14 protein-coding genes are annotated in these 23,679 nt (G+C 52.4%); 7 read left to right on the plus strand and 7 right to left on the minus strand.

Annotation, left to right across the window (positions count from 1 at the left end; genetic code table 11):
• Positions 1–121: 121 nt before the first annotated feature.
• Positions 122–2,971, minus strand: a complete 2,850-nt coding sequence (rcsC, locus tag D9734_RS09910; protein ID WP_130207148.1) for a two-component system sensor histidine kinase RcsC — start codon at positions 2,969–2,971, stop codon at positions 122–124.
• Between the two features lie 168 nt (positions 2,972–3,139).
• Here rcsC and atoS point away from each other — a divergent pair, with 168 nt between their 5' ends.
• The 6 genes from atoS to atoB all read left to right on the plus strand — a co-directional run bounded on the left by atoS (position 3,140) and on the right by atoB (position 10,383).
• Complete coding sequence (atoS, locus tag D9734_RS09915; RefSeq protein ID WP_130207149.1) at positions 3,140–4,966, plus strand: two-component system sensor histidine kinase AtoS; 1,827 nt, start codon at positions 3,140–3,142, stop codon at positions 4,964–4,966.
• Positions 4,963–6,348, plus strand: a complete 1,386-nt coding sequence (gene atoC / locus D9734_RS09920) for an acetoacetate metabolism transcriptional regulator AtoC (RefSeq protein WP_130207150.1) — start codon at positions 4,963–4,965, stop codon at positions 6,346–6,348. Before atoS ends, atoC begins: the two co-directional genes overlap by 4 nt.
• 194 nt (positions 6,349–6,542) lie before the next feature.
• The gene (gene atoD / locus D9734_RS09925; protein ID WP_000850521.1) at positions 6,543–7,205 is read left to right on the plus strand and encodes an acetate CoA-transferase subunit alpha; all 663 of its coding nucleotides are present in this window, start codon (positions 6,543–6,545) and stop codon (positions 7,203–7,205) included.
• The gene (locus D9734_RS09930) at positions 7,205–7,855 is read left to right on the plus strand and encodes a 3-oxoacid CoA-transferase subunit B (protein WP_130207151.1); all 651 of its coding nucleotides are present in this window, start codon (positions 7,205–7,207) and stop codon (positions 7,853–7,855) included. Before atoD ends, D9734_RS09930 begins: the two co-directional genes overlap by 1 nt.
• The gene (locus D9734_RS09935; RefSeq protein ID WP_130207152.1) at positions 7,852–9,174 is read left to right on the plus strand and encodes a TIGR00366 family protein; all 1,323 of its coding nucleotides are present in this window, start codon (positions 7,852–7,854) and stop codon (positions 9,172–9,174) included. The genes D9734_RS09930 and D9734_RS09935 overlap by 4 nt, the downstream gene beginning before the upstream one ends.
• 24 nt (positions 9,175–9,198) lie before the next feature.
• Positions 9,199–10,383 carry an acetyl-CoA acetyltransferase gene (gene atoB, locus D9734_RS09940; protein ID WP_130207153.1) on the plus strand — a complete coding sequence of 395 codons (1,185 nt, stop codon included), beginning with the start codon at positions 9,199–9,201 and terminating at the stop codon, positions 10,381–10,383.
• Positions 10,384–10,456: 73 nt separating this feature from the next.
• Here the strand turns inward: atoB and D9734_RS09945 are convergent, their stop codons facing one another.
• The 6 genes from D9734_RS09945 to gyrA all read right to left on the minus strand — a co-directional run bounded on the left by D9734_RS09945 (position 10,457) and on the right by gyrA (position 22,510).
• Positions 10,457–11,233 carry a YfaP family protein gene (locus tag D9734_RS09945; protein WP_001225849.1) on the minus strand — a complete coding sequence of 259 codons (777 nt, stop codon included), beginning with the start codon at positions 11,231–11,233 and terminating at the stop codon, positions 10,457–10,459.
• Positions 11,234–11,237: 4 nt separating this feature from the next.
• On the minus strand, positions 11,238–12,887 hold the full coding sequence (locus D9734_RS09950; RefSeq protein WP_130207154.1) for a YfaQ family protein: 1,650 nt from the start codon (positions 12,885–12,887) through the stop codon (positions 11,238–11,240).
• Complete coding sequence (locus D9734_RS09955; RefSeq protein WP_205712817.1) at positions 12,888–17,402, minus strand: alpha-2-macroglobulin; 4,515 nt, start codon at positions 17,400–17,402, stop codon at positions 12,888–12,890.
• Between the two features lie 23 nt (positions 17,403–17,425).
• Complete coding sequence (locus tag D9734_RS09960) at positions 17,426–18,049, minus strand: DUF1175 domain-containing protein (protein ID WP_130207155.1); 624 nt, start codon at positions 18,047–18,049, stop codon at positions 17,426–17,428.
• Entirely contained in the window at positions 18,046–19,734 is a 1,689-nt protein-coding gene (locus D9734_RS09965; RefSeq protein ID WP_130207156.1) for a DUF2138 domain-containing protein, read from the minus strand. Before D9734_RS09965 ends, D9734_RS09960 begins: the two co-directional genes overlap by 4 nt.
• Positions 19,735–19,882: 148 nt before the next feature.
• A complete protein-coding gene (gyrA, locus tag D9734_RS09970) occupies positions 19,883–22,510 on the minus strand; it encodes a DNA topoisomerase (ATP-hydrolyzing) subunit A (protein WP_001281237.1) in 2,628 nt (875 codons plus the stop codon).
• A gap of 146 nt (positions 22,511–22,656) precedes the next feature.
• On the opposite strand from gyrA, the gene ubiG reads away from it, so the two are divergent.
• Complete coding sequence (gene ubiG, locus D9734_RS09975) at positions 22,657–23,379, plus strand: bifunctional 2-polyprenyl-6-hydroxyphenol methylase/3-demethylubiquinol 3-O-methyltransferase UbiG (RefSeq protein ID WP_130207157.1); 723 nt, start codon at positions 22,657–22,659, stop codon at positions 23,377–23,379.
• The last annotated feature ends 300 nt before the right edge of the window (positions 23,380–23,679 follow it).

Raw genomic sequence — 23,679 nt, forward strand, 5'->3', positions numbered from 1 at the left:
ATCCGGCCTACAAATTCCATTATTTCAATGGATTACAATAATGTAGGCCAGATAAGACGCATCAGCGTCGCATCTGGCATTTGCACCGATTGCCGGATGCGGCGTAAACGCCTTATCCGGCTTACGATTCTCGCGCTTTCCTGACCCTCTCGGCATACATCGTCAGCGTCTGTTTTATAACATCCAACGTCACTGGCTTAGACAGACAGCTATCCATACCGGACTCCAGACACCGCTGTTTCTCTTCAGCCAACGCATTGGCCGTTACCCCTATTACCGGCAACGTCAGTCCCAGCTGGCGGATACGTTGCGTTAACCGATAGCCATCCATATTCGGCATGTTGACATCACTTAACACGATATCAATGTGATTCTTACTAAGAACATTAAGCGCATCAACACCATCATTCGCCGTCTTACACTGATAGCCCAACGAGCCAAGCTGATCGGCCAACAGACGACGGTTAATTGGATGATCGTCCACGACCAGAATCATCATATCGTCGTTATTGCTGACCACTTTGTCGGTCGACGGCAGAGAGTTAGCAGGATCGTCGCTCTCCATTTCTATCAGATAGATGCGTGCCAGCAATGCCGGTAGCTCGTGCGGGGCTGCCACACTGTGTACCCATTCACCAGGCGCTTTCTCCAGAGGGATACCGATATGACGACGACAGAAAGTCACAACCGCCCTGCCCTGCCATTTTTTACTCACCACATCATCGGTGATCAACACATCTTCGGAGGCCGGTTCCTGCCCTTCGTATGTTGCAACGACTATACCGCTACGCTGCAAGCTGGTTTCGAGGAACTGACAGAGTGACGCATTGCGTACCGCCAGCCAGCAACGTTTACCCGTTAATCCTTCGACACCTTTTTTCTGCGGATACTGCGCGCCATACAGTGGAATACGCACCGTAAACTGGCTGCCCATTCCCGGTTCAGAATCCACCGAAATGTCACCGTCCATCATGCTGATCAGTTTTTCACAAATCGCCAGTCCCAGACCAGTACCCTGGAAGTTACGCTGTACGCCCGTCCCTACCTGGAAGAACGGATCAAATAACCGCACCACTTCTTTAGCTGGAATGCCCACCCCGGTATCGCGTACGCGAATAGAAAGATAATCACCATCAACGCGAACATGCAGAACAATGCAGCCGGTATCGGTAAATTTAATAGCATTACTCAACAGGTTGGAGATCACCTGCTGTAAGCGCATTGGGTCGCCATTGAGCGCCATCGGTACATCTGGCTCAATAAAGCAGTACAAACCAAGTTGCTTGCGTACCACCAGCGGCAAATAGTTGGCGGTGATGTGGTTCATGACTTCGCGCGGTGAAAACTCGCGAGGTTCGATTTTCAACTGTTCCGATTCAATCTTCGAGAAATCGAGAATGTCGCTAATAATTTTCAATAACAGGCTGGAAGAGTTATTCATTGCCGTCACCAGACGGTCGACACCTTTTGGTAACTCTTTGGTTTGTAATAGATCCAGGTTGCCGATAATGCCATAAAGCGGCGTTCGCAGTTCGTGGCTGACGGTAGCAAGGAACATCGATTTTGACTGGCTCGCCTGTTCTGCTGCCTGCGCCATTTCTTGCAGCGACTCTTCCATCTTCACACGTGAAGACACATCTACCAGTACGCAAATTGCCACGTTTTCATTACGATAGCGCGAATGAACAAAGCTGATTTGCAGGTTGGTATTGTTACTGGTAAGGACATCGACAAAATTGACCTGCTGGCCACAAATAATTTGCGTCAGCCGTTGGCGATCCTCATGCGTAAGCATGTTGAGATAGGTATGCGCCAGTTCGTTACTCAAAATATTAACGCCATCGACAGTTCGCAAAATGCAGATCCCCACAGGCGCTGAGGCGACTATCTTGCGGTTAAACTGCTCATGCTCTTCCAGTCGCTGGGCGTCACTTTCCGCCGGAATAAAAATACGTCGCTCATACATCCGTGCGAGGGTAAACAATGCAGCACCCGCAATCACGTTCAGCAAAATCGCGTTAAGTATCAACATGCGAATACGTTCCAGCACCTGATCAACAGGCACGGAATAGACAATACTTAGCGAAGACGGCGGTAGATTTTTTTTCAGCACCAGCTCACGGAAACCTGGCGTATAGCCAAACCAGGATCGCTCCTGCATCCAACGCGGTTCGGCTTTAATCTTACTTTCCGGTCCGGTCAGCGAAATCAGGGTATGGCCATTTTCATCAAGAATGGTGACGCCCATCGGCAACGTCCCCGGCAGGAAGAAGTTCTCCATCCGAATTGTCTGTTCTACGCCTAAAAGCGCTTGCAAACGGTTTGCCAGATAAACCGGCGTCAGCGCGTAGAAATATCCCACCCCAGGACGCGGCCCTTCACTGATCCAGAAAAGATTACTGCCACTGTCATCCTGTGGCGCGTTACGATATTTGTTAATGCGTTCATGCAGGGCTTTCAGAGCGGTGTCACGTTCGACGGGCATATCACGCAGGCCAAAGTTAGCCATACAGAGGTTATCGCTGCCGATTAAAAACACGCGGTTGAGATCGTAAGCCGCAGAGAAATTATCGCGCCAGTAGCGCATAAACCACGCCAGTGACTCCAGGGAGCCTCGCCAGGTGTTGCTCATTGCGGAACAATCGGAATCAGCAAACAGCGGTTCGAAAACCGGCACATCCGCTTGCGTTTCACGCCCACGCGGAGAAAGCACGCCGTTTTCCACGGATAAGCGATTTTCAGCAATGTACTTCAGCTCTTTCATGACATCAGAGGTGCGCTGAATAAACCGCTGGGCCTGATCGGAGCTCAGATTAAATTCCTGACGAATCTCAGATTCTCGTTGATGTAAAGCGTTGACGATGTAAAACACTGATGAAAAAGCAATCAACAGCCAGATCAATAACGCCAGCGCTCTGAACATGTAGCGCGAGACTTTCAGGGTTGTGCGAAAAGAAGCAAGGTATTTCAAAGGGGCGAAGCTCCGCCTCAGGTGACCGATGGAGTGTGGTTAAGGTAGCGGTAAAAGCGTGCCACCGCAATGTTCTGTCTTCTCTGGAATATGATACACCGCCGAGAAATCATTACCTTAACCCCTGATAATCGTCGTTTGCCTGAAAAACCAACCCGGATACCCAGCATGCACTCTCTGAAGTGGTTGTACCCACGTCGTCTGCGCAACCAGCTCATTATGATGGCAATCCTGATGGTCATCATTCCGACGCTATCTATTGGTTATATCGTAGAAACTGAGGGTCGGTCAGCGGTCTTATCTGAAAAAGAGAAAAAATTAGCGGCAGTTGTGCAGTTGCTGAACGCCGCACTGGAAGAACGCTTTGCGCTTTACCAACATCTGCCTCGTGAGGCACGCATCCAGGCACTGAATCATGAGTTGGCTCCCATCACTGAACGTATTACCCGAGCATTTCCCGGTGTCGGGGCTGGCTATTACCACAAAGGACTGGATGCAATTATCACTTATGCCCCGTCGGCACTCTATCAAAGCAATGTAGGTATTAGCATCACCCCGGATCATCCCGGCAATATCGTTATGCAAACCAACACGCCACAACTCTTTTCCGGCAGGCAAGTCCGCGGCGATATTATGAATTCCATGATCCCAATAGAACGCCAGGGCATCGTGCTTGGTTATATATGGGCGAATGAATTAACGGAGGATATTCGTCGTCAGGCATGGAAAATGGACGTGCGGATAATCATTGTCCTTTCTGCCGGGCTGCTGATTAGTCTGCTGTTGATTGTGCTTTTTTCCCGTCGTTTAAGCGCCAACATCGATATCATCACCGCGGGTCTGTCGACGCTAGCGCAGAATAATCCTACGCAATTGCCACCGCTACCTGGCGAACTAGGGCAAATCAGCCGTTGTGTGAATAACCTTGCCGATGCGCTTCGTGAATCGAAAACACTCAATGACCTGATTATTGAAAATGCCGCCGATGCCGTGATTGCCATTGACCGACAAGGCGATGTGATCACCATGAATCCCGCAGCGGAAGCCATTACCGGATACAAACGTCACGAGCTGGTAGGCCAGCCTTACGCCACGCTATTTGCCAACACCCATTTTTATAGCCCTGTCCTCGATACGCTGGCGCACGGCATTGAACATATGGCACTGGAAATCAGCTATCCCGGACGCGACCGAACCATTGAAATCAGCGCCACCACCAGCCGAATCCATGACGGACATGGCCAAATGATTGGCGCTTTAGTGATTTTTTCCGATCTGACGGCGCGTAAAGAGGGCCAGCGGCGACTGGCGCAGACGGAAAGACTCGCCACCCTGGGGGAACTGATGGCGGGCGTAGCCCATGAAGTGCGCAATCCTCTCACCGCCATCCGGGGTTACGTGCAAATCATTCGCCAACAGACTCCCCAGTCAGAGCACAAGGAATATCTCTCAATTGTGCTGAATGAGATTGATTCCATTAATAAAGTTATTCAGCAGCTTTTGGATTTTTCCCGTCCGCGTAAAAGCCAGTGGCAACAAGTGTATCTCAATGCCTTGATCGAAGAGACGCTGATTCTTGCCCAAACCTCCGGCGTACAGGCACGGATCGACTTTATTACAGAGCTTGATCCTTCACTCACTGCGATCGTGGCAGATCGAGAACTACTCAAGCAGGTAATCCTGAATATGTTGATCAATGCCGTGCAAGCTATCACCGCGCGCGGGGAAATCCGCATTCGCACGTGGATGTATACGGCTAACCAGCAGGCGATCACCATTGAAGACAACGGCTGCGGCATCGACCTGTCACTACAGAGAAAAATCTTTGATCCCTTCTTTACCACCAAAGCGTCCGGTACGGGACTTGGCCTCGCCCTAAGCCAACGAATTATTAATGCGCATCAGGGCGATATACGCGTCGCCAGCCTCCCCGGCTGTGGTGCCACATTTACCCTTATCTTACCGATTGATCCGCAGGAAAATTTGCCCTTATGAATGCTGTTTACCGAATCCTGATTGTCGACGACGAAGAGAATGTGCGTCGTATGTTGTCCACCGCATTTTCTTTGCAGGGTTATGACACTCACTGCGCCAGTAATGGACAAGAAGCCTTGCCTCTGTTCACCCGTGTGCAGCCGGACGTAGTGCTGATGGATATCAGGATGCCGGAAATGGATGGCATCAGCGCGTTAAAAGCGATGCGTGGTCACAACCCTCGTACGCCCGTTGTCCTGATGACCGCGTATGCGGAGGTCGAAACGGCGGTGGAAGCCTTACGCAGCGGTGCGTTTGATTACGTAATCAAACCGTTTGATCTGGATGAACTGAACCTGGTCGTGCAGCGCGCATTACAGCTGCAGTCAATGAAGAAAGAGATTCGCCAGCTACATCAAGCGCTAAGCGCCAGTTGGCAGTGGGGCCACATATTAACCAACAGCCTGGCCATGAAGGAAATCTGCAAGGATACGGCAAAAATCGCCCTCTCCCAGGCCAGCGTATTAGTCAGCGGCGAAAGTGGTACGGGTAAAGAGCTGATCGCCCGGGCGATCCATTACAACTCCCGACGCGCCAATGGGCCATTTATTAAAATTAATTGTGCCGCGCTACCAGAATCCCTGCTTGAAAGCGAACTTTTTGGTCATGAAAAGGGCGCATTTACTGGTGCACAAGCGCTACGTCAGGGGCTTTTTGAGCGTGCCGACAGCGGAACGTTATTCCTGGATGAAATAGGTGAAATGCCATTGGTATTGCAGGCCAAATTATTGCGTATTTTACAGGAAAGGGAATTTGAACGGATTGGTGGTCATCAAACCATCAAAGTCGATATTCGCATTATTGCCGCTACCAATCGTGACCTGGACGCAATGGTAAAAGAAGGGACTTTCCGTGAAGATCTCTTTTATCGCCTTAACGTAATTCATTTAATATTGCCGCCGCTTCGCGAGAGACGTGAAGACATTTCCCTGTTAGCCAACCATTTTCTGCAAAAATTCAGTAGCGAAAACCAGCGCGATATTATCGAAATAGACCCCAGCGCGATGTCGTTGCTCGCCAGCTGGTCGTGGCCAGGCAATATCCGAGAGCTTTCCAACGTCATTGAACGCGCCGTGGTAATGAACTCAGGACCGGTGATTTTTGCAGAAGATCTACCACCACAATTTCGCCAGTCTGTAAGCCTGAATAGCGATGCGAAGAGCACTCCAGTTGGCGAACGCAATCTCAAAGAAGAGATTAAGCGTGAAGAGAAACGGATCATTATTGAAGTGCTGGAGCAACAGGAGGGAAACCGTACCCGCACCGCACTGATGCTCGGTATCAGTCGCCGCGCGTTAATGTACAAACTGCAAGAATACGGTATTGATCCAGCTGGTACGTAAGACAAAAACTGCTATGCAGAAATTTGCACAGTGCGCAAATTTCTGCATAGCAGTGTATTACCTCCTTCCCTCCTTATTTTTTTAATTCCCTTTTTTTCAATACATTAGAAATCGACATCGAATAACTTCATTCTGGCACTCCCCTTGCTATGCCTTCTGTGTACCCACAACGGTGTATTCAAGAGGGATAAAAAATGAAAACAAAATTGATGAGCATAGAGGACGCCGCCAGCTTCTTTCGTGATGGCATGACCATTATGGTTGGTGGTTTTATGGGAATTGGCACGCCTCCCCGCCTCGTTGAGGCATTACTGGAGTCCGGTGTCAGGGATCTGACATTAATCGCCAATGACACGGCATTTATTGATACTGGTACTGGCCCGCTGATCGTCAACGGTCGGGTCAGCAAAGTCATCGCTTCACATATCGGCACCAACCCGGAAACCGGACGGCGTATGATTTCTGGCGAAATGGAGGTCGTTCTCGTACCGCAAGGTACGTTGATTGAGCAAATTCGCTGTGGCGGTGCCGGACTTGGTGGTTTTCTCACCCCAACCGGTGTCGGCACCGTCGTCGAAGAAGGCAAACAAACGCTCACCCTCGATGGCAAAACCTGGTTGCTTGAACGTCCATTGCGGGCAGACCTGGCGTTGATCCGCGCCCACCGTTGCGACGCACTCGGAAACCTCACCTACCAACTCAGCGCCCGCAACTTTAACCCCCTGATTGCTCTCGCAGCAGACATCACGCTGGTGGAACCCGACGAACTGGTCGACACCGGCGAATTGCAACCTGACCACATTGTCACCCCCGGTGCCGTTATCGACCACATCATCATTCCGCAGGAGAGCAAATAATGGACGCAAAACAACGTATTGCGCGCCGCGTGGCGCAGGAACTTTGTGATGGTGACATCGTTAACTTAGGGATCGGTTTACCCACAATGGTCGCCAACTATTTGCCGGAGGGTATTCATATTACTCTGCAATCGGAAAACGGCTTCCTCGGTTTAGGCCCGGTCACAACAGCGCATCCAGATCTGGTTAACGCAGGCGGACAACCGTGTGGCGTTTTACCCGGCGCAGCGATGTTCGACAGCGCGATGTCATTTGCGCTGATTCGTGGTGGTCATATTGATGCCTGTGTACTCGGTGGCTTACAGGTCGATGAACAAGGCAATCTCGCCAACTGGGTCGTGCCAGGAAAAATGGTGCCTGGTATGGGTGGTGCGATGGATCTGGTGACCGGATCGCGCAAAGTGATCATTGCCATGGAACATTGCGCCAAAGATGGTTCAGCAAAAATTTTACGTCAATGCACCATGCCACTAACCGCGCTTCACGCAGTTCATATACTGGTGACAGAACTGGCGGTGTTCCGCTTTATCGATGGCAAGATGTGGCTCACTGAAATTGCCGAAGGTTGTGATTTAGAAACTGTGCGTGCCAAAACTGAAGCGCAGTTCGCCGTCGCTGATGATCTTTTGCTCCCACAGGGGGCGCTATGATCGGTCGCATCTCGCGTTTTATGACGCGCTTTGTCAGTCGCTGGCTTCCCGATCCCCTGATCTTCGCCATGCTACTGACATTAATCACCTTTGCAGTAGCACTCTGGCTAACGCCACAAACTCCAGTCAGCATGGTGAAGCTCTGGGGCGACGGCTTCTGGAATCTGCTGGCATTCGGGATGCAGATGGCGCTCATCATCGTGACCGGACATGCACTCGCCAGTTCTGGTCCGGTGAAAAGTTTGTTACGTACTGCGGCGTCAGCAGCCAAAACGCCTACCCAAGGGGTCATGCTGGTCACCTTTTTTGGTTCCGTCGCCTGCGTAATCAACTGGGGATTCGGTCTGGTGGTTGGCGCAATGTTTGCTCGCGAAGTTGCACGTCGGGTACCAGGCTCCGACTATCCGTTGTTGATCGCTTGCGCCTACATCGGCTTTCTCACCTGGGGCGGTGGTTTTTCCGGCTCAATGCCGCTACTGGCAGCAACACCGGGGAATCCCGTTGAGCATGTCGCCGGGTTAATTCCGGTCAGCGATACCCTGTTTACTGGCTACAACATCTTTATCACCCTGGCCCTGATTGTGGTGATGCCGTTTATCACCCGCATGATGACGCCTAAGCCTTCCGACGTGGTGAGTATCGATCCGAAGCTGTTGTTGGAAGAAGCGGATTTCCAGAAGAAGCTCCCTGCAGACGCCCCACCTTCAGAGAAACTGGAAGAAAGTCGCATCCTGGCGTTGATTATTGGTGCTCTGGGCATTGCTTATCTGGTGCTGTACTTCTCCGAGAAGGGATTCAACATCACCATCAACACCGTCAACCTGATGTTTATGATTGCCGGTCTGTTGTTGCATAAAACGCCGATGGCCTATATGCGGGCGGTAAGTGCGGCTGCGCGCAGTACCGCCGGGATTCTGGTGCAATTCCCCTTCTATGCTGGGATCCAGTTAATGATGGAACACTCCGGCCTCGGTGGCCTGATCACCGAATTTTTCATCAATGTCGCCAACAAAGATACCTTCCCGCTGATGACCTTTTTTAGCTCTGCGCTAATTAACTTCGCCGTGCCTTCTGGCGGTGGACACTGGGTTATTCAGGGGCCATTCGTCCTTCCTGCCGCGCAGGCGTTAGGGGCCGATCTGGGTAAATCAGTCATGGCGATTGCTTACGGTGAACAGTGGATGAACATGGCACAACCGTTCTGGGCGCTACCTGCACTGGCAATAGCCGGGCTCGGTGTCCGAGACATCATGGGCTATTGCATCACCGCCCTGCTCTTTTCCGGCGTCATTTTCGTCATTGGTTTAACGCTGTTCTGACGGCAACTCATAAAAGGAAGAAAAATGAAAAATTGTGTCATCGTCAGTGCGGTACGTACTGCCATCGGTAGCTTTAACGGTTCTCTCGCCTCCACCAGTGCCATCGATTTGGGGGCAACGGTGATTCAAGCCGCCATTAAACGCGCGAGAATCGATTCACAACATATCGATGAAGTGATTATGGGTAACGTGTTGCAAGCCGGGCTGGGGCAAAACCCGGCGCGTCAGGCGCTGCTAAAAAGTGGACTAGCTGAAACGGTGTGCGGATTCACGGTCAACAAAGTGTGTGGTTCAGGTCTGAAAAGCGTGGCGCTTGCAGCACAAGCGATTCAGGCAGGTCAGGCGCAGAGCATCGTGGCGGGTGGAATGGAGAACATGAGTTTAGCGCCCTACTTGCTCGATGCAAAAGCACGCTCTGGTTATCGACTGGGAGACGGACAGATTTATGACGTAATCCTGCGCGATGGCCTGATGTGCGCCACCCACGGTTATCACATGGGGATTACCGCCGAGAACGTTGCCAAAGAGTATGGAATTACCCGTGAAATGCAGGATGAATTGGCGCTACATTCACAGCGTAAAGCGGCAGCCGCCATTGAGTCCGGTGCTTTTACAGCCGAAATCGTCCCGGTAAATGTTGTCACTCGGAAGAAAACCCTCGTCTTCAGTCAAGACGAATTCCCGAAAGCGGATTCTACGACTGAAGCGTTAGGCGCATTACGCCCGGCCTTCGATAAAGCAGGAACAGTCACCGCTGGGAACGCATCTGGTATTAACGACGGTGCTGCCGCTCTGGTGATTATGGAAGAATCTGCAGCACTGGCGGCTGGCCTTAAACCACTGGCACGCATTAAAAGTTATGCCAGCGGCGGCGTGGCCCCCGCGTTGATGGGAATGGGCCCCGTTCCCGCCACGCAAAAAGCGTTACAACTGGCGGAGCTACAACTGGCGGATATTGATCTCATTGAGGCTAATGAAGCGTTTGCTGCACAGTTTCTTGCTGTAGGGAAAACACTGGGCTTTGATCCTGAGAAAGTGAATGTCAACGGTGGTGCCATCGCGCTCGGGCATCCTATCGGTGCCAGTGGTGCTCGTATTCTGGTCACACTATTACATGCAATGCAGGCACGCGATAAAACGCTGGGGCTGGCAACACTGTGCATTGGTGGCGGCCAGGGAATTGCAATGGTGATTGAACGGTTGAATTAACGAACAAAAACGCCCGATAGCGAAAGTTATCGGGCGTTTTCTTGAACATCGGCAGCGAAGGTAACCCCATTAATCACCAGTCAAAACTTTTCACCAGCGTCAGCTCGCCAGCATTACGCATCGGTACAATAAAAGTTTCCTGTTTCTCATTGACCGATCCTTCATCGGTGATCAGCGTCAGTTGGGCGGTGGTTAATTCCGTTTCGCTGCGTCCGCCATAGTAGTTGATATACACCTGATAACGGCCGTGAACTGGCGCTGGCATGGCGAAAATCTCGGGTCCGTACCCCGTCGTGACATCCATATCCAGTGCACCACTGTTTTTCAGCACGGTATTACCGTACCAGGCATGCTCTCCATCGGGCGTAACAACGTGAAGGTCGAGGTCAGTATTGTCCGTATCCCAGGAGAGAACCAGCCGTAAACGCGCGCGGATCACTCCAGCGCCCGGCGTTGAGTAAAACTGCATTTTTTGTCGGCTTTGCCCATCGGGGCTGATGACCTGCACGCTGTTACTGCCTTCCGTGAAAATATAAGGGCGTGCAAATGAACCATCGGATTCAATTCTCTGCGGCATACTGGCACCGTTGACCACCAGTCGCCCCTGCTGGACTTTGCCCGCCGCAGCATAATTCTTTATTTTGCCGCGGATCTGCGCTGAGATATTTTGATCATCTGCCATGTTGACGGACGACGCCGGGTAATTGATCGATTGTGAAAAACTGGCATCTTCGCCCTCTGCCGGATGCCAGCCAGAGAGCGGAGCATCAATCTCGACTTCCTGCACACCTTCACTGTGAGCGACAGGCGAAAGCGCCACCAGTAACAACGGAAGAAAAATCTTTCGCATAGCATTAGTCCATTAATAATTGTCGGGTCAGCGTTTCGATATAGTTCTCATCAAGCCCGGTGGGATAACCATCAAAGGCCAGGTGCAGATACTCATGGGTTAAATCCAGCCGATCCTGAAGCGTAAAGAAGTTACGAATAAACAGCCGTTTCTGCTGCCGATCGGTATAGGGGAAACCTGAGACTAAACGACAGACCGCAAACACGTCTGGTTCGTTGTACCCCGTCTCGCCTTGTAATATACGCCGCCACTGCGGCATTTTTTTCGCCAGCCAGGCTTTCGCTTTGGGTAATAACTGGCAGGTTGAGCGTGGTGCTCCCCAGCGGCTAAGGCTGTTATCGGGATAAGCAAACGCGAGTATCTGGTCGTAACGCTCTCCCTGCCCCGCCTGGGCCGTGGCTTGCCGCCAGGAAAGCGTCCCTTCGGTAGCGCGACTGCCATGATAATGAACCGGATCGCCTGCATAGATGAGATCCTGCGTCCAGGCGGTCATCGTTCGCGCCCCCGTGGTAGCTGGCGAAGCAGAAACACGCTGCGTGGCGCTGCTGTCGGGAATGGTCAGGCAATCGCCTTCCCGAATGGCGTTTTGCTGTAAAAAAGTGCGAATCGCCACGGTCATGGCTTTCGCTGCCTCAGGGGGCGTACTTTTCGCCTCGCGATCCAGAACTCTGGCAACGTACTCTTCACGATCGAGATGCGACTGTAATTTCAGTTTGCCCTTCTCCGTCAGTAACGTCGTCTCACCACGGCTAACAAACGTAATGTGGTTACCATTGGCGAACGTCACACGATAGCGCCCATTGAGCACACCAGGTTTTACTGCCGTCGTGCTCTTTTCCTCAGTGACTTTCTTCAACGGATAGCGAGCAAACAGATCCACCAGTACACATTGCCCGCTGGCAACTTGCGTCGGCACAGGCAAAACCTGATTAAGTACCGTCGCATAACGGGTCAGTACTGTCTTGCTGGTGCCACCACCTGCAACCCACAGCGGCGTGCCATCAGTTAACCATCCGGCAAAACCACCCTGGCGGATTTCCTGTTTATCATCGGCAAACCAGCTCCAGGTTTTCACCCGCACACGACTACCGAGCATAGACGCAACACCGATTTTCGCCTCGTCCAGCACAACATCCAGTAAGACTTCCTGAGCTTTGTTTTGCGCGGGTAACGTCGCTAATGAATCAAGCAGCGATGTAACGGTTATCGACGTTTCTGGTTTCAGCGTAGAAAGAGATGCTAACCACGCCGGAGCCTGACGCGGTTGCCAGTATTGCCCCCATACATCCGCGCTAATGTGCAACCGCTGCGGTGCAAAATAGAGTCCGCAGGAGCGTACCAGCGCGGTATCGCGCGTTATGCTCTCCCCCGCCTGGCAACAATAAACTTCTTCCGGGGAGTTGCCGCGACACTGGTATGGCTGCTCCGGTTGATGGGTATCCTCCAGCCAGGCGTAAACATACAGTTTCCACAAACTCCCTAACGGCGTGGTGAGCGTGTCAGGTAACGTCGAGACATTTGTCACGCCTGACGACGATAACTGATACAGTTGGTCATGCTGCGCGCCCCGCAGCGCCAGTTGTAACGGCGTCTCCTGTGCAAACGTCGGCAGGGTAACCAGCGTTAATAGCCAAACGACTCTGCGCCAGTTCACTTATTTCACCTGCATTCCGGTCCATTCGCTACCTGCCGCAACGCTTTGCTGCGCAGGTGCATAGGAACGCACATAGCGAGCAGGCGGCAGAACGAATTGCCCTTTTTGTGAGAAGCGCAGCAGATGGCGGAAAGTGACCGTTCCCGTCAGCTCTTTCACCGGCACCATATAGGCCAGTTCGCCCATTTCATTACGCGCTTTTTCCAGCGATTGCCCCTGCTGTTTCGCGGCGTTGGGTTTATTGACCAAAATGCCCCACGTTGTCCGTTCAACATCGGCTCCCGGCGGCAGTGGGACTTCCACCTGACCGTAGCGCAGAACTGCATCCTGCTCGCTGGTAAGCGTGATTTCATCGAGATACAGCGCATCGCTGTTAATCTCATTGCTGGTCACCGGCTGCAACGTAAAACTCATTTCTTCATCACCGGGGATAAGCCGATACAACTGGCGTTCAACGGTCACCGGAATATTACTTTGTTGAGCCGTTTTTGCCGGTTCACGCCAGCGGACCTGCACGTTTTGCGGCGGTAATTCGTCACCAAAAGAGAGAATTTCCGGCACGCCCTGACCAACCCAACGCCAGTATTCGCCCCCTCCGGTTAACTTATGTTTGGCCCATGCACCCGCAGGCACAGGTAATACAACCGGGGACATCGTCGCCATATATTTCGCCAGCCAGTTCATGGCCAGCGCGCGCTCAATAGTGGATTGCTCAGCGGTCAAACCACTTAAAATAGCGGCCGCCTGGGTGGTGTCGCCACCGCTATTGAGCAGCACAACCGTGTGCGCCAGCGGCTGATTGCTGTTTGCCGCTTTATCCCACGCATATTGCTGAACCTGTGGCATCACAGTGGACTTCAACTGCGCTTTTTTCAGCAACGTCATGGTTAAGACGTTTGCCACCGCATCTGCCAGCGGAGATTCCGGTGTATCAAGGATCAAACTGTCATTGATATCGCTGGTGTCTTCCTCAGAGAAATCTTCTGTTTTAGTTCCGCGCCGGGCGATAGCTTCATCCAACCCTTTCAACAACGTTTTGCACGGCAGATTCATCTCCTGCGCCCACGCCAGCACCAGCGCCCGATGAAATAACGGCATGTTATCCGCCTGCTCCGCGTAGCTGTCGAGCATATGTTGCCAGTATTCCGGTTGTTGCGTCACGCCAAGGGCCTGGCTCGCTTGCCAGTCGGCGTACCATGCCCATGCCGTGAGGAATGCATCGCCATTGCCATCTTCACCCCACCAGGTAAAGCGCGCTCCTGGCCCCGCCAGTTGCATCAGCCGCAGACGGTTATCCTGAATCATCTGACGAATGTCGTTAGCGGCGGTACTTTGATGATCGGCAAGCGAACGCCAGACAAGACTGAGCGGGATCAGACGGCTACCGGTGTTGATCACACCACCCCAGGGTTCCTCTATTAACGCATCAAGATTGTTGCGGAAAATCTCCTGCGGCGTTTCGCTACTTTGCAGCCGGATATTGCTCGCCTGCTCGGGCAACATCAGCGCATTATCGCCACCGCCGAGCATGACGTTTTTCTGCTGTTCAACGGGCCAGCTGTTATCAACAAAAGACAGTTTTGTGCTAATGCTGTCCTGCACTTGCCCATTTTGTTGCAGTTCTGCGCTTAACAAGCCAGATTGCTGAATGTTCTGCGCCAGCGAAATATAGTTCGCCCCCTTATGCAGTGTCAGCGTCTGGTGCATCTCGTCGCCCGCAAATTTACTCACCAGCTCTACCGGTTCGTTATCCTGCTGACTGAAGATAAACAGCCCTGCCGCTGGTTTGTCGCCAAGGCGATAGACCGTTGGCATGCTCCACTTCATGTAGAGATTTTTTTCCGAGCGCAAATACGCACGCCCCTGCCCGACCAGTCCGTCGCCGTTCATCCCTCGAGCGGTAATGCGCCAGCGCGTTAACGAATCCGGCATCAGGAATGTGAAGTACGCTTTGCCTTGTTTATCCGTGGTTAGCGACGGTATCCATGCCGCGGTATCCACCTCTTCACGCCGTGGACGTTCAAGCATTTTTACTCGCCGCTCGCTGCGGTTAGTCGCGCCAGGCGCAACCGGCTCGCTGGAGAGCGCCTGGTCGTAGCTGATAAATGACAGACTGGAACTGGTGCGTACATTGTTACGTCCCAGCGGATAGAAAAATTTGCCGATACTCGGCGCGATTTCCGGTTGCAGCGCGTAGATCATTTCATCGACCACGCCAACCGTTAGCTGTGCAGAAACAGGTTTACCTTTCAGCGACGAGGTTAATTCGACATTGACCAGTTCACCTGGCTGGTAATGGGTTTTGTCCGTTTTCACCCGGATATCCAGCTGAGGAACGGCAACTTTGATCCCAGCGTTCTGAAAACTGTACTGACCGTTACGGGTATACAGCACCGAAAAAGTGATGTTGGGCGCAAAGGTATTGCTCACCGGAACGCGGGCTTCATACTGGGTATCGTTTAAGCGTTGTAGCGTCAGCCAGCTTGCCGGATGCGATAGCAGCGACTGCTGTTCCACGCGATCGCGTTCCAGCGTCAATAACGCTTCATCAATAGGCTCCGGGAAGGTAATCAGCATCTTCGCGGTTTCGCCTGGCTGGTACAGCGTTTTATCCGCCACGATATCTACCGTACCAGTATGCGCCGTGCTGCCCTTACCGCTGACGGCATGGCTTAACCCGGCGAGAATTAAGCCGTCTTTATCGCGTAATGTCAGATTGTAGTTGCCAGGTTTTTCGAAATTAACGGTGAAGGATTTACCGCCAGACGGTAGATCTCCGCTGTGGCTTGTTCGGTCTTCCAGACGTAACCACTCATACTTGACAGGAACCTGCTTTGAAGATTCCAGCGCGGTATAACGGAAAACAACCGACTCGCCGCTATTACTGTATTGTGCGGCGGTGCTTAGAGAGTAATGCGCCAGACCGCGTTCAATGAGGATCTCTTTGGTTGTGGTAACACGATATGCCGCGCCGTCGCTGGCGGAGACGGTCAGTAAATAGCGGCTCGGTTTATCTGCTGCGGGAAGATTTAACGCCACATGACCGCTGGCGTCTGAAACTGTTTCACTGCCTTCAAGAGACACAGGGAAGCGCCCGGCATAACGCAAATCGTTACCGACCATCGAAAGTTGTTGGGCGCGCAAACTTAACTGCACGCGGGCATTTTTTACCGGCTCGCCATCCGGGTAGAGCAGTTGCAGTTTGCCGCTGACCGCTTCGCCAGTTTTGAAATCTTTTTTGTCGAGAGCTAAACCAATTTCGAAATGTGGTTTGATGTAGTTTGCCACGCGAAAACTGCTGCTATAGACCTGCTTGCGGTAAGCCAGGCGTAACTCATAACCTCCGGCAACGGCATTTTCTGGCAGGCGGAAACTCCCCTGCCCGCCATTACGCGCATCAAGCGTGACATCGACGGTTTGCAACAGGCTGCCGTTGGCGTCCAGCACTGAAAGCTTCGCCGGTGCGCTGACGATAGGGGATGAATGCAACGGATCGTGAAACTCGCGGCCCATCACTTTAACATCGACACGATCGCCTGCGCGATACAGCGGGCGATCGGTAAAGATAAACAAGCGGGTATTGTAGATTTCGCTTTCGTAGAAGAAGTTCTCGGAGACAAAAACGCCGCCTTCAGCATCCTTACCCAGAATGTATGAACGTTCAGGCGATATATGTTGTAACTGCAAGGTGCCGCTGTCATTGGTGACGCCTCGGGTCATCACGCCAAGACCGTCAGTCCACAGGATTTCTGATCCAGGCTTCGCTTCCCCCTGCTTTTTGCCCGCGGTCCACACCAGAAGCTCGTTACCCGACACTTTACTCAACGCCACGGTATTGGAGACAAACACCACCGTCGTCGCGCGATACCCACCCACCATCGCTTCGACGAGATACAGCCCCGGCTCTTGTTTGCCGAGAGGAATATAGATGTTGCCCGGCTGCGGCGAGATGAAGTTACTGGATGCGCCTTCCAGTTTTACCCCTTGCTGCGGCTCAACCGGTTTTGCCTGCCATAGTGGATAACGGAACTGTTCCACCAGTGGATATTTCTTCAGCGGTGAAAACTGGCTGTTTTGTACATAACGGGAAGGTTTGATGATGGCATTGCCGAGCTGCAATTCCGGTAATGCCTGGGTCACATTCTGCCGTGACTGATAAGAGAAAGAACGCTGCATGACACGGCGAGATTTGCCGTACCAGTTATCCCACAGCCAGGTTAGCGTATTGTTCAGACCGTCACCCAGATACTGCGGTTGTACTACAATGCGGTGCAGGTTTTTCTGCTGACGCAGAAATGCCATCGGATCAGGAATACGATACAGGCGAACATCCACGCCGCCGTACTCTTCCATCTGATAACGTTGATAATCGCGCCCCGGCGCTTCCAGACGTACTTTCGCCTCTTCGCTGCTGCTAAAACTGCTGTCAGCGAGCAAAAAGAACGTTCCCCCGGCTGGCGGCGCATAGTTGCTGGAAGGAAGCGAATCGTCAGCATTAACAAGCCCCGCCCCCACAAGAGACAGGCACAGGCAGGCCGCTATTGCGCCAGAAAATTTAAACGATAAATGCCAATGAAATTGGGATTGGAATCGTTGGGTATCCATCGGGTGTCCTTCCATGTCATAAGTTGTTGCAGACTGACTGCGCGCATTCCGTTGTCAGTTTTCGTGGCGCTTCCGGTGTGGTAGATGACGTAACGCCCCATCCAGACCATTAAGTGCTGGGCATCGCCCTGATCGAAAAAAATCATATCGCCTGGCAGTGCCTGGTTTATATCCTGGCCAATAAACTGGCTGTTGTACTGAATCAAATTAATCGCGGTCACGTAGGGGCCGGTTTTCCCGTTCCCTTGGTTCCAGTTTTGTGCCAGTTGTCGTTGCTCAGGTGTTAGCGTCATTTCTGGCGGTAGATACTGGTTTGACAGACCGTTACTTTTAAGCCATTTGCTATCGTGAACTTTCAGCGACTCGTTCGCTGCAAAGCGCACCAGGCCTGCGCAATCCTGTTGATACCAACGTGGACTTGGCCCCTGGCGTAGCTGTTCCTGCGCAATGCGCACAAACCAGGCACGAAATAGTCCCGATTGTTCGACATTCAGCATTTCGCTATGAGCAACAAAACAACACAGCCAGCAAATCAGTGCCAGCAGTCCACGCCTCATAATGGCTGCCAGTTGATTGGCAACCATTGCCAGGCGGCGCCCGGTTTCATCTGGTCCAGCTTCATGACATAACGAGGCTGTTGCGATAAAGCGTCCAGTTTCGGCATTAATAAAGTTTGTGCGGCGTTATAAAAAACCGGTTCGAGATTCTTCGGCAGACTGGTCAGCGTTTCGTTACGCAGCAGTTTCGCCATTCCTTGTGGATTGATATATACCGGAACGACGCCATCAGTGGGTATCACATCCACCATTGCCGGGCGGGTTTTATTCAGTGTTTGCAGCGCATTATTAACCAGCGTGTCATCGAGGGAGAAAAGCAGCGTTTTGTTTTGCATCGCCAGCGACACGCGGAAAAAATAATCCGACATTAATTGATCTGGTTGCACCGCCTGCGCTTTCGGATACTGACCGTATCGGGAACTCACTTCGCGACGCCAGATTTGCGCTTCGCCCTGCTGAGTTTGAGTTACCGGTAATACGCCTTCTGGCGCTTTGCTTTCACGAGCACCAATATTTTGGGTAAACAGTTTCCCTGGCAATGGCGCCTGTTCGTCAGTGCCATCAAACTGACCAACAAACAGCGGGGTTTGCAGTTTTGAATCCTCATACCAGCACAGCCCGGCGGCACCATCTAATGCCCCATTCAACTTGTCGTTTTCCTGAGCGATTTGTGAGAGCATCTCTTCAGCAATACCGTGCGAGTAAGGCACCGCCACGCAGAAGCTTGCCCCGGCAGGCATACTGCTCCATACCGGCGTAAAATCGAAACTGGCATCCACGCTAGCGGATGCATCATTTAACGCCAGAAAGCTATGCCAGCCGTCGTTGCTCATTTCGAAGCGTACGCCAGCAAAAGAAGGCATTAATCGCTGGTAGCCAAAACCCAGCAAATTTGCACTGACCACGATGCGCTGGCGTACTGGCGTTTTTTCGGCAGCACGCTCTTCCAGACCGAAGCTGGCTTGCCAGCGTTTTTTGCCGCTCAACAAATCACTTGCGATCGCCGTGGCTTCGGTATCCTGCTGGTCATCTTTAAACAGCATATCCGTGCTGGAAAACACCAGCATCTTGTCCTGATATGTCGCGAACATCAGGGCGTTATTGCCGTTATAGCGCAACTGATAAACAGGGATGGTTTCACTATTTAGCTTAATACTACTGATTTCCGTCTTGCTTAACTGGCTGTCGCTGGTAGCAGCAAACAGCAATGGCTCCAGCAACTTGCTCAAGCCACTACGCTGGATAAGCACCATATAATGTGAAAGATGGCCTTGTTTATCGTGCCACAGTGCCGCCTGCGCGGGCTGGTCTAAGAGCGACGAAAAGAGCTTATCTTTCAGCGTGAGATCGTGTTCATAGACAATGCGGCGAATACTGCCTTCAATGCCCAGACGATCGGCATGATTCTGATAATAGAAAACGAAATCTTCACTCAGGACATCGTGGAGAAAAGGAATAGTAAGGAGATCTTTGGGAAGCTGGCTTAGAGAGTCGCTATCGAGAAAGAGGTCAGGCTCATTGAGATCGATTTGCAAATTATTGTGCACTACCAGCGGCGACAACGTTTTTTCTGGACCGCTGCCAGTGTATTGCAATGCCCAGACGCCCGCGGAAAGGAGCGCAACAACACCGACACCTACAAGGCCATAAAACTGCCAGCCTTTCGCCTTTTTTTCACCGCTCATTGCCACATTCCTTGTGTATAACCGTCATTTTTGACGAACGAACCCGCCCTTTAGCGCGCCCTAATACGACAAAAGCCCAGACTTTGCAGCCTGGACTTTTCATTTCGAAGAAGGGATGTTTACTCCCTTCGGTCATGAAGCGATGAAATTATTCTTCTTCCGGTTCGTCGTCAACGTCCACTTCCGGAGCGATTTCATCGTCCCCTTCCGCGGCACTGCCGTCGATGGTATCCAGATCTTCTTCGTCAACCGGTTCAGCAACACGCTGCAGACCCACTACGTTTTCATCTTCCGCAGTACGGATGAGGATCACGCCTTGGGTGTTACGGCCAACGATGCTGATTTCCGAAACGCGAGTACGTACCAGCGTACCGGCATCGGTGATCATCATGATCTGGTCGCAATCATCTACCTGCACCGCGCCAACCACTAAACCGTTACGTTCGGTAACCTTGATGGAGATAACCCCTTTCGTCGCACGCGACTTGGTTGGGTATTCCGCCACTGCGGTACGTTTACCATAACCGTTCTGCGTTGCGGTGAGGATGGCGCCATCGCCACGCGGCACGATCAGAGAGACGACTTTATCGCCTTCGCCTAAGCGAATACCGCGAACACCGGTGGTGTTGCAGCCCATCGCACGGACAGAAGACTCTTTAAAGCGCACCACTTTACCTTCGGCGGAGAACAGCATTACTTCATCTTCGCCACTGGTCAGGTCAACGCCGATCAGCTCATCGCCTTCAACCAGTTTGATCGCCACTTTACCGGCGGTACGCAGACGGTTGAACTCGGTGAGGACGGTTTTCTTCACAGTACCGTTAGCGGTCGCCATGAAGACTTTCACGCCTTCTTCAAACTCGGTCACCGGCAGGATCGCGGTGATACGTTCATCCTGCTCCAGCGGCAGCAGGTTGACGATCGGACGACCGCGCGCGCCACGAGAGGCTTCCGGCAACTGATAAACTTTCATCGAATAGACACGACCACGGCTGGAGAAGCACAGGATATGATCGTGAGTGTTCGCCACCAGCAGTCGGTCGATAAAGTCTTCTTCTTTAATACGTGCGGCAGATTTACCTTTCCCGCCACGACGCTGCGCTTCGTATTCAGAAAGCGGCTGATACTTCACGTAGCCCTGGTGAGAGAGCGTGACGACGACATCTTCCTGGGTGATCAGATCTTCCAGGTTGATGTCTGCGCTGTTGGCGGTGATTTCAGTACGACGTTTGTCACCGAACTGTTCACGAACCAGCTCCAGCTCTTCGCGGATCACTTCCATCAGACGATCGGCGCTGCCAAGAATACGCAGCAGTTCCGCGATCTGATCCAGCAGTTCTTTGTATTCGTCGAGCAGTTTTTCGTGCTCAAGGCCAGTCAGTTTCTGCAAACGCAGATCCAGAATCGCCTGGGCTTGCTGTTCGGTCAGATAGTACAGACCATCGCGCACGCCGAACTCTGGCTCCAGCCATTCCGGACGCGCAGCATCGTCGCCAGCACGTTCCAGCATCGCGGCAACGTTGCCCAGCTGCCACGGATTAGCAACCAGCGCGGTTTTCGCTTCTGCAGGCGTCGGCGCATGACGGATCAGTTCGATGATCGGGTCGATGTTCGCCAGCGCCACAGCTAATGCTTCAAGGATATGCGCACGGTCGCGAGCTTTACGCAGTTCGAAAATGGTACGACGGGTCACCACTTCGCGGCGGTGACGAACAAACGCCGCGATGATGTCTTTCAGGTTCATGATCTTCGGCTGACCATGGTGCAATGCCACCATGTTGATACCGAAAGAAACCTGCAACTGGGTCTGGGAGTAGAGGTTGTTGAGCACCACTTCACCGACCGCATCGCGTTTCACTTCAATCACGATGCGCATGCCGTCTTTGTCAGACTCGTCACGCAGCGCGCTGATGCCTTCCACGCGTTTTTCTTTTACCAGTTCCGCAATCTTCTCGATCAGGCGCGCTTTGTTCACCTGATACGGAATTTCGTGGACGATAATGGTTTCACGCCCGGTTTTGGCGTCAACTTCCACTTCTGCGCGAGCGCGGATATACACCTTGCCGCGACCGGTACGGTAAGCTTCTTCAATACCGCGGCGACCGTTAATGATTGCCGCCGTCGGGAAGTCCGGGCCCGGGATGTGTTCCATCAGCCCTTCAATGCTGATGTCTTCATCATCGATATACGCCAGACAACCATTGATGACTTCCGTCAGGTTGTGCGGCGGGATGTTGGTTGCCATACCTACGGCGATACCGGAAGAACCGTTCACCAGCAGGTTAGGAATTTTGGTCGGCATGACGTCAGGAATTTTTTCCGTGCCGTCATAGTTATCAACGAAATCGACCGTCTCTTTTTCGAGATCGGCCATCAGTTCATGGGCAATTTTCGCCAGACGGATTTCCGTATAACGCATTGCCGCCGCAGAGTCGCCGTCGATAGAACCGAAGTTACCCTGACCGTCTACCAGCATATAACGCAGCGAGAATGGCTGCGCCATGCGGACGATCGTGTCATAGACCGCCGAGTCACCATGGGGATGGTATTTACCGATTACGTCACCAACGACACGGGCAGATTTTTTATAGGCTTTGTTCCAGTCATTGCCTAGTACGTTCATGGCGTAAAGTACGCGACGGTGTACCGGCTTCAGGCCATCTCGGACATCTGGCAGCGCACGGCCAACAATGACCGACATCGCATAATCCAGATAGGAGCTCTTCAGCTCTTCCTCAATGTTGACCGGTGTAATTTCTCTCGCAAGGTCGCTCATCTAACCGCTATCCCTCTACTGTATCCCGGATTCAAAGGTCGCAAATTATAACACAGCCGCGCAGATTGAGGTAAACCAATACGCTTTATTCACATCCAATGCCTGATATACTCGATTGTCTTGCCAATTACGGAGTAGAAGTGCCAATGAATGCCGAAAAATCGCCGGTAAACCATAACGTAGACCACGAAGAGATCGCTAAATTTGAAGCCGTCGCCTCCCGCTGGTGGGATCTGGAAGGCGAGTTCAAACCACTGCACCGCATTAACCCGCTGCGTCTGGGCTATATTGCCGAGCGTGCTGGCGGTTTATTTGGCAAAAAGGTGCTCGATGTCGGTTGTGGCGGCGGCATTCTGGCCGAGAGTATGGCGCGCGAAGGCGCGACGGTGACCGGTCTGGATATGGGCTTTGAGCCATTGCAGGTGGCAAAGCTGCACGCGCTGGAAAGCGGTATTCAGGTAGAGTACGTACAGGAAACCGTGGAAGAACACGCGGCAAAACATGCCGGGCAGTATGATGTGGTGACCTGCATGGAGATGCTGGAACACGTTCCCGATCCGCAGTCAGTGGTCAGAGCCTGTGCACAACTGGTAAAACCGGGTGGCGATGTCTTTTTCTCCACGCTTAATCGTAATGGCAAGTCGTGGCTAATGGCGGTGGTCGGCGCTGAATATATTTTGCGCATGGTGCCTAAAGGCACGCACGACGTGAAGAAGTTTATTAAACCGGCAGAATTGCTGGGCTGGGTGGATCAAACCAGTCTAAAAGAGCGCCATATGATCGGGCTGCATTATAACCCGATCACTAATACTTTTAAGCTCGGCCCCGGCGTTGATGTGAACTATATGCTGCACACACAGAATAAGTAAGGTTGTTGTTTGGATTCATCCGGCAACCGCGCTAATGCCTGATGCGACGCTTGTCGCGTCTTATCAGGCCTACAAATGCTCCCCGCCGACCGGATAAGGCGTTTACGCCGCATCCGGCAACCGTGCCAATGCCTGATGCGACGCTTGCCGCGTCTTATCAGGCCTACAAATGCTCCCCGCCGACCGGATAAGGCGTTTACGCCGCATCCGGCAACCGCGCCAATGCCTGATGCGACGCTTGCCGCGTCTTATCAGGCCTACAAATACTCCCGTAGGCCGGATAAGGCGTTTACGCCGCAT

It is taken from the genome of Escherichia sp. E14S1 (genome assembly GCF_004211995.1).
In the GTDB taxonomy this organism is placed as follows: Bacteria; Pseudomonadota; Gammaproteobacteria; order Enterobacterales; family Enterobacteriaceae; genus Escherichia.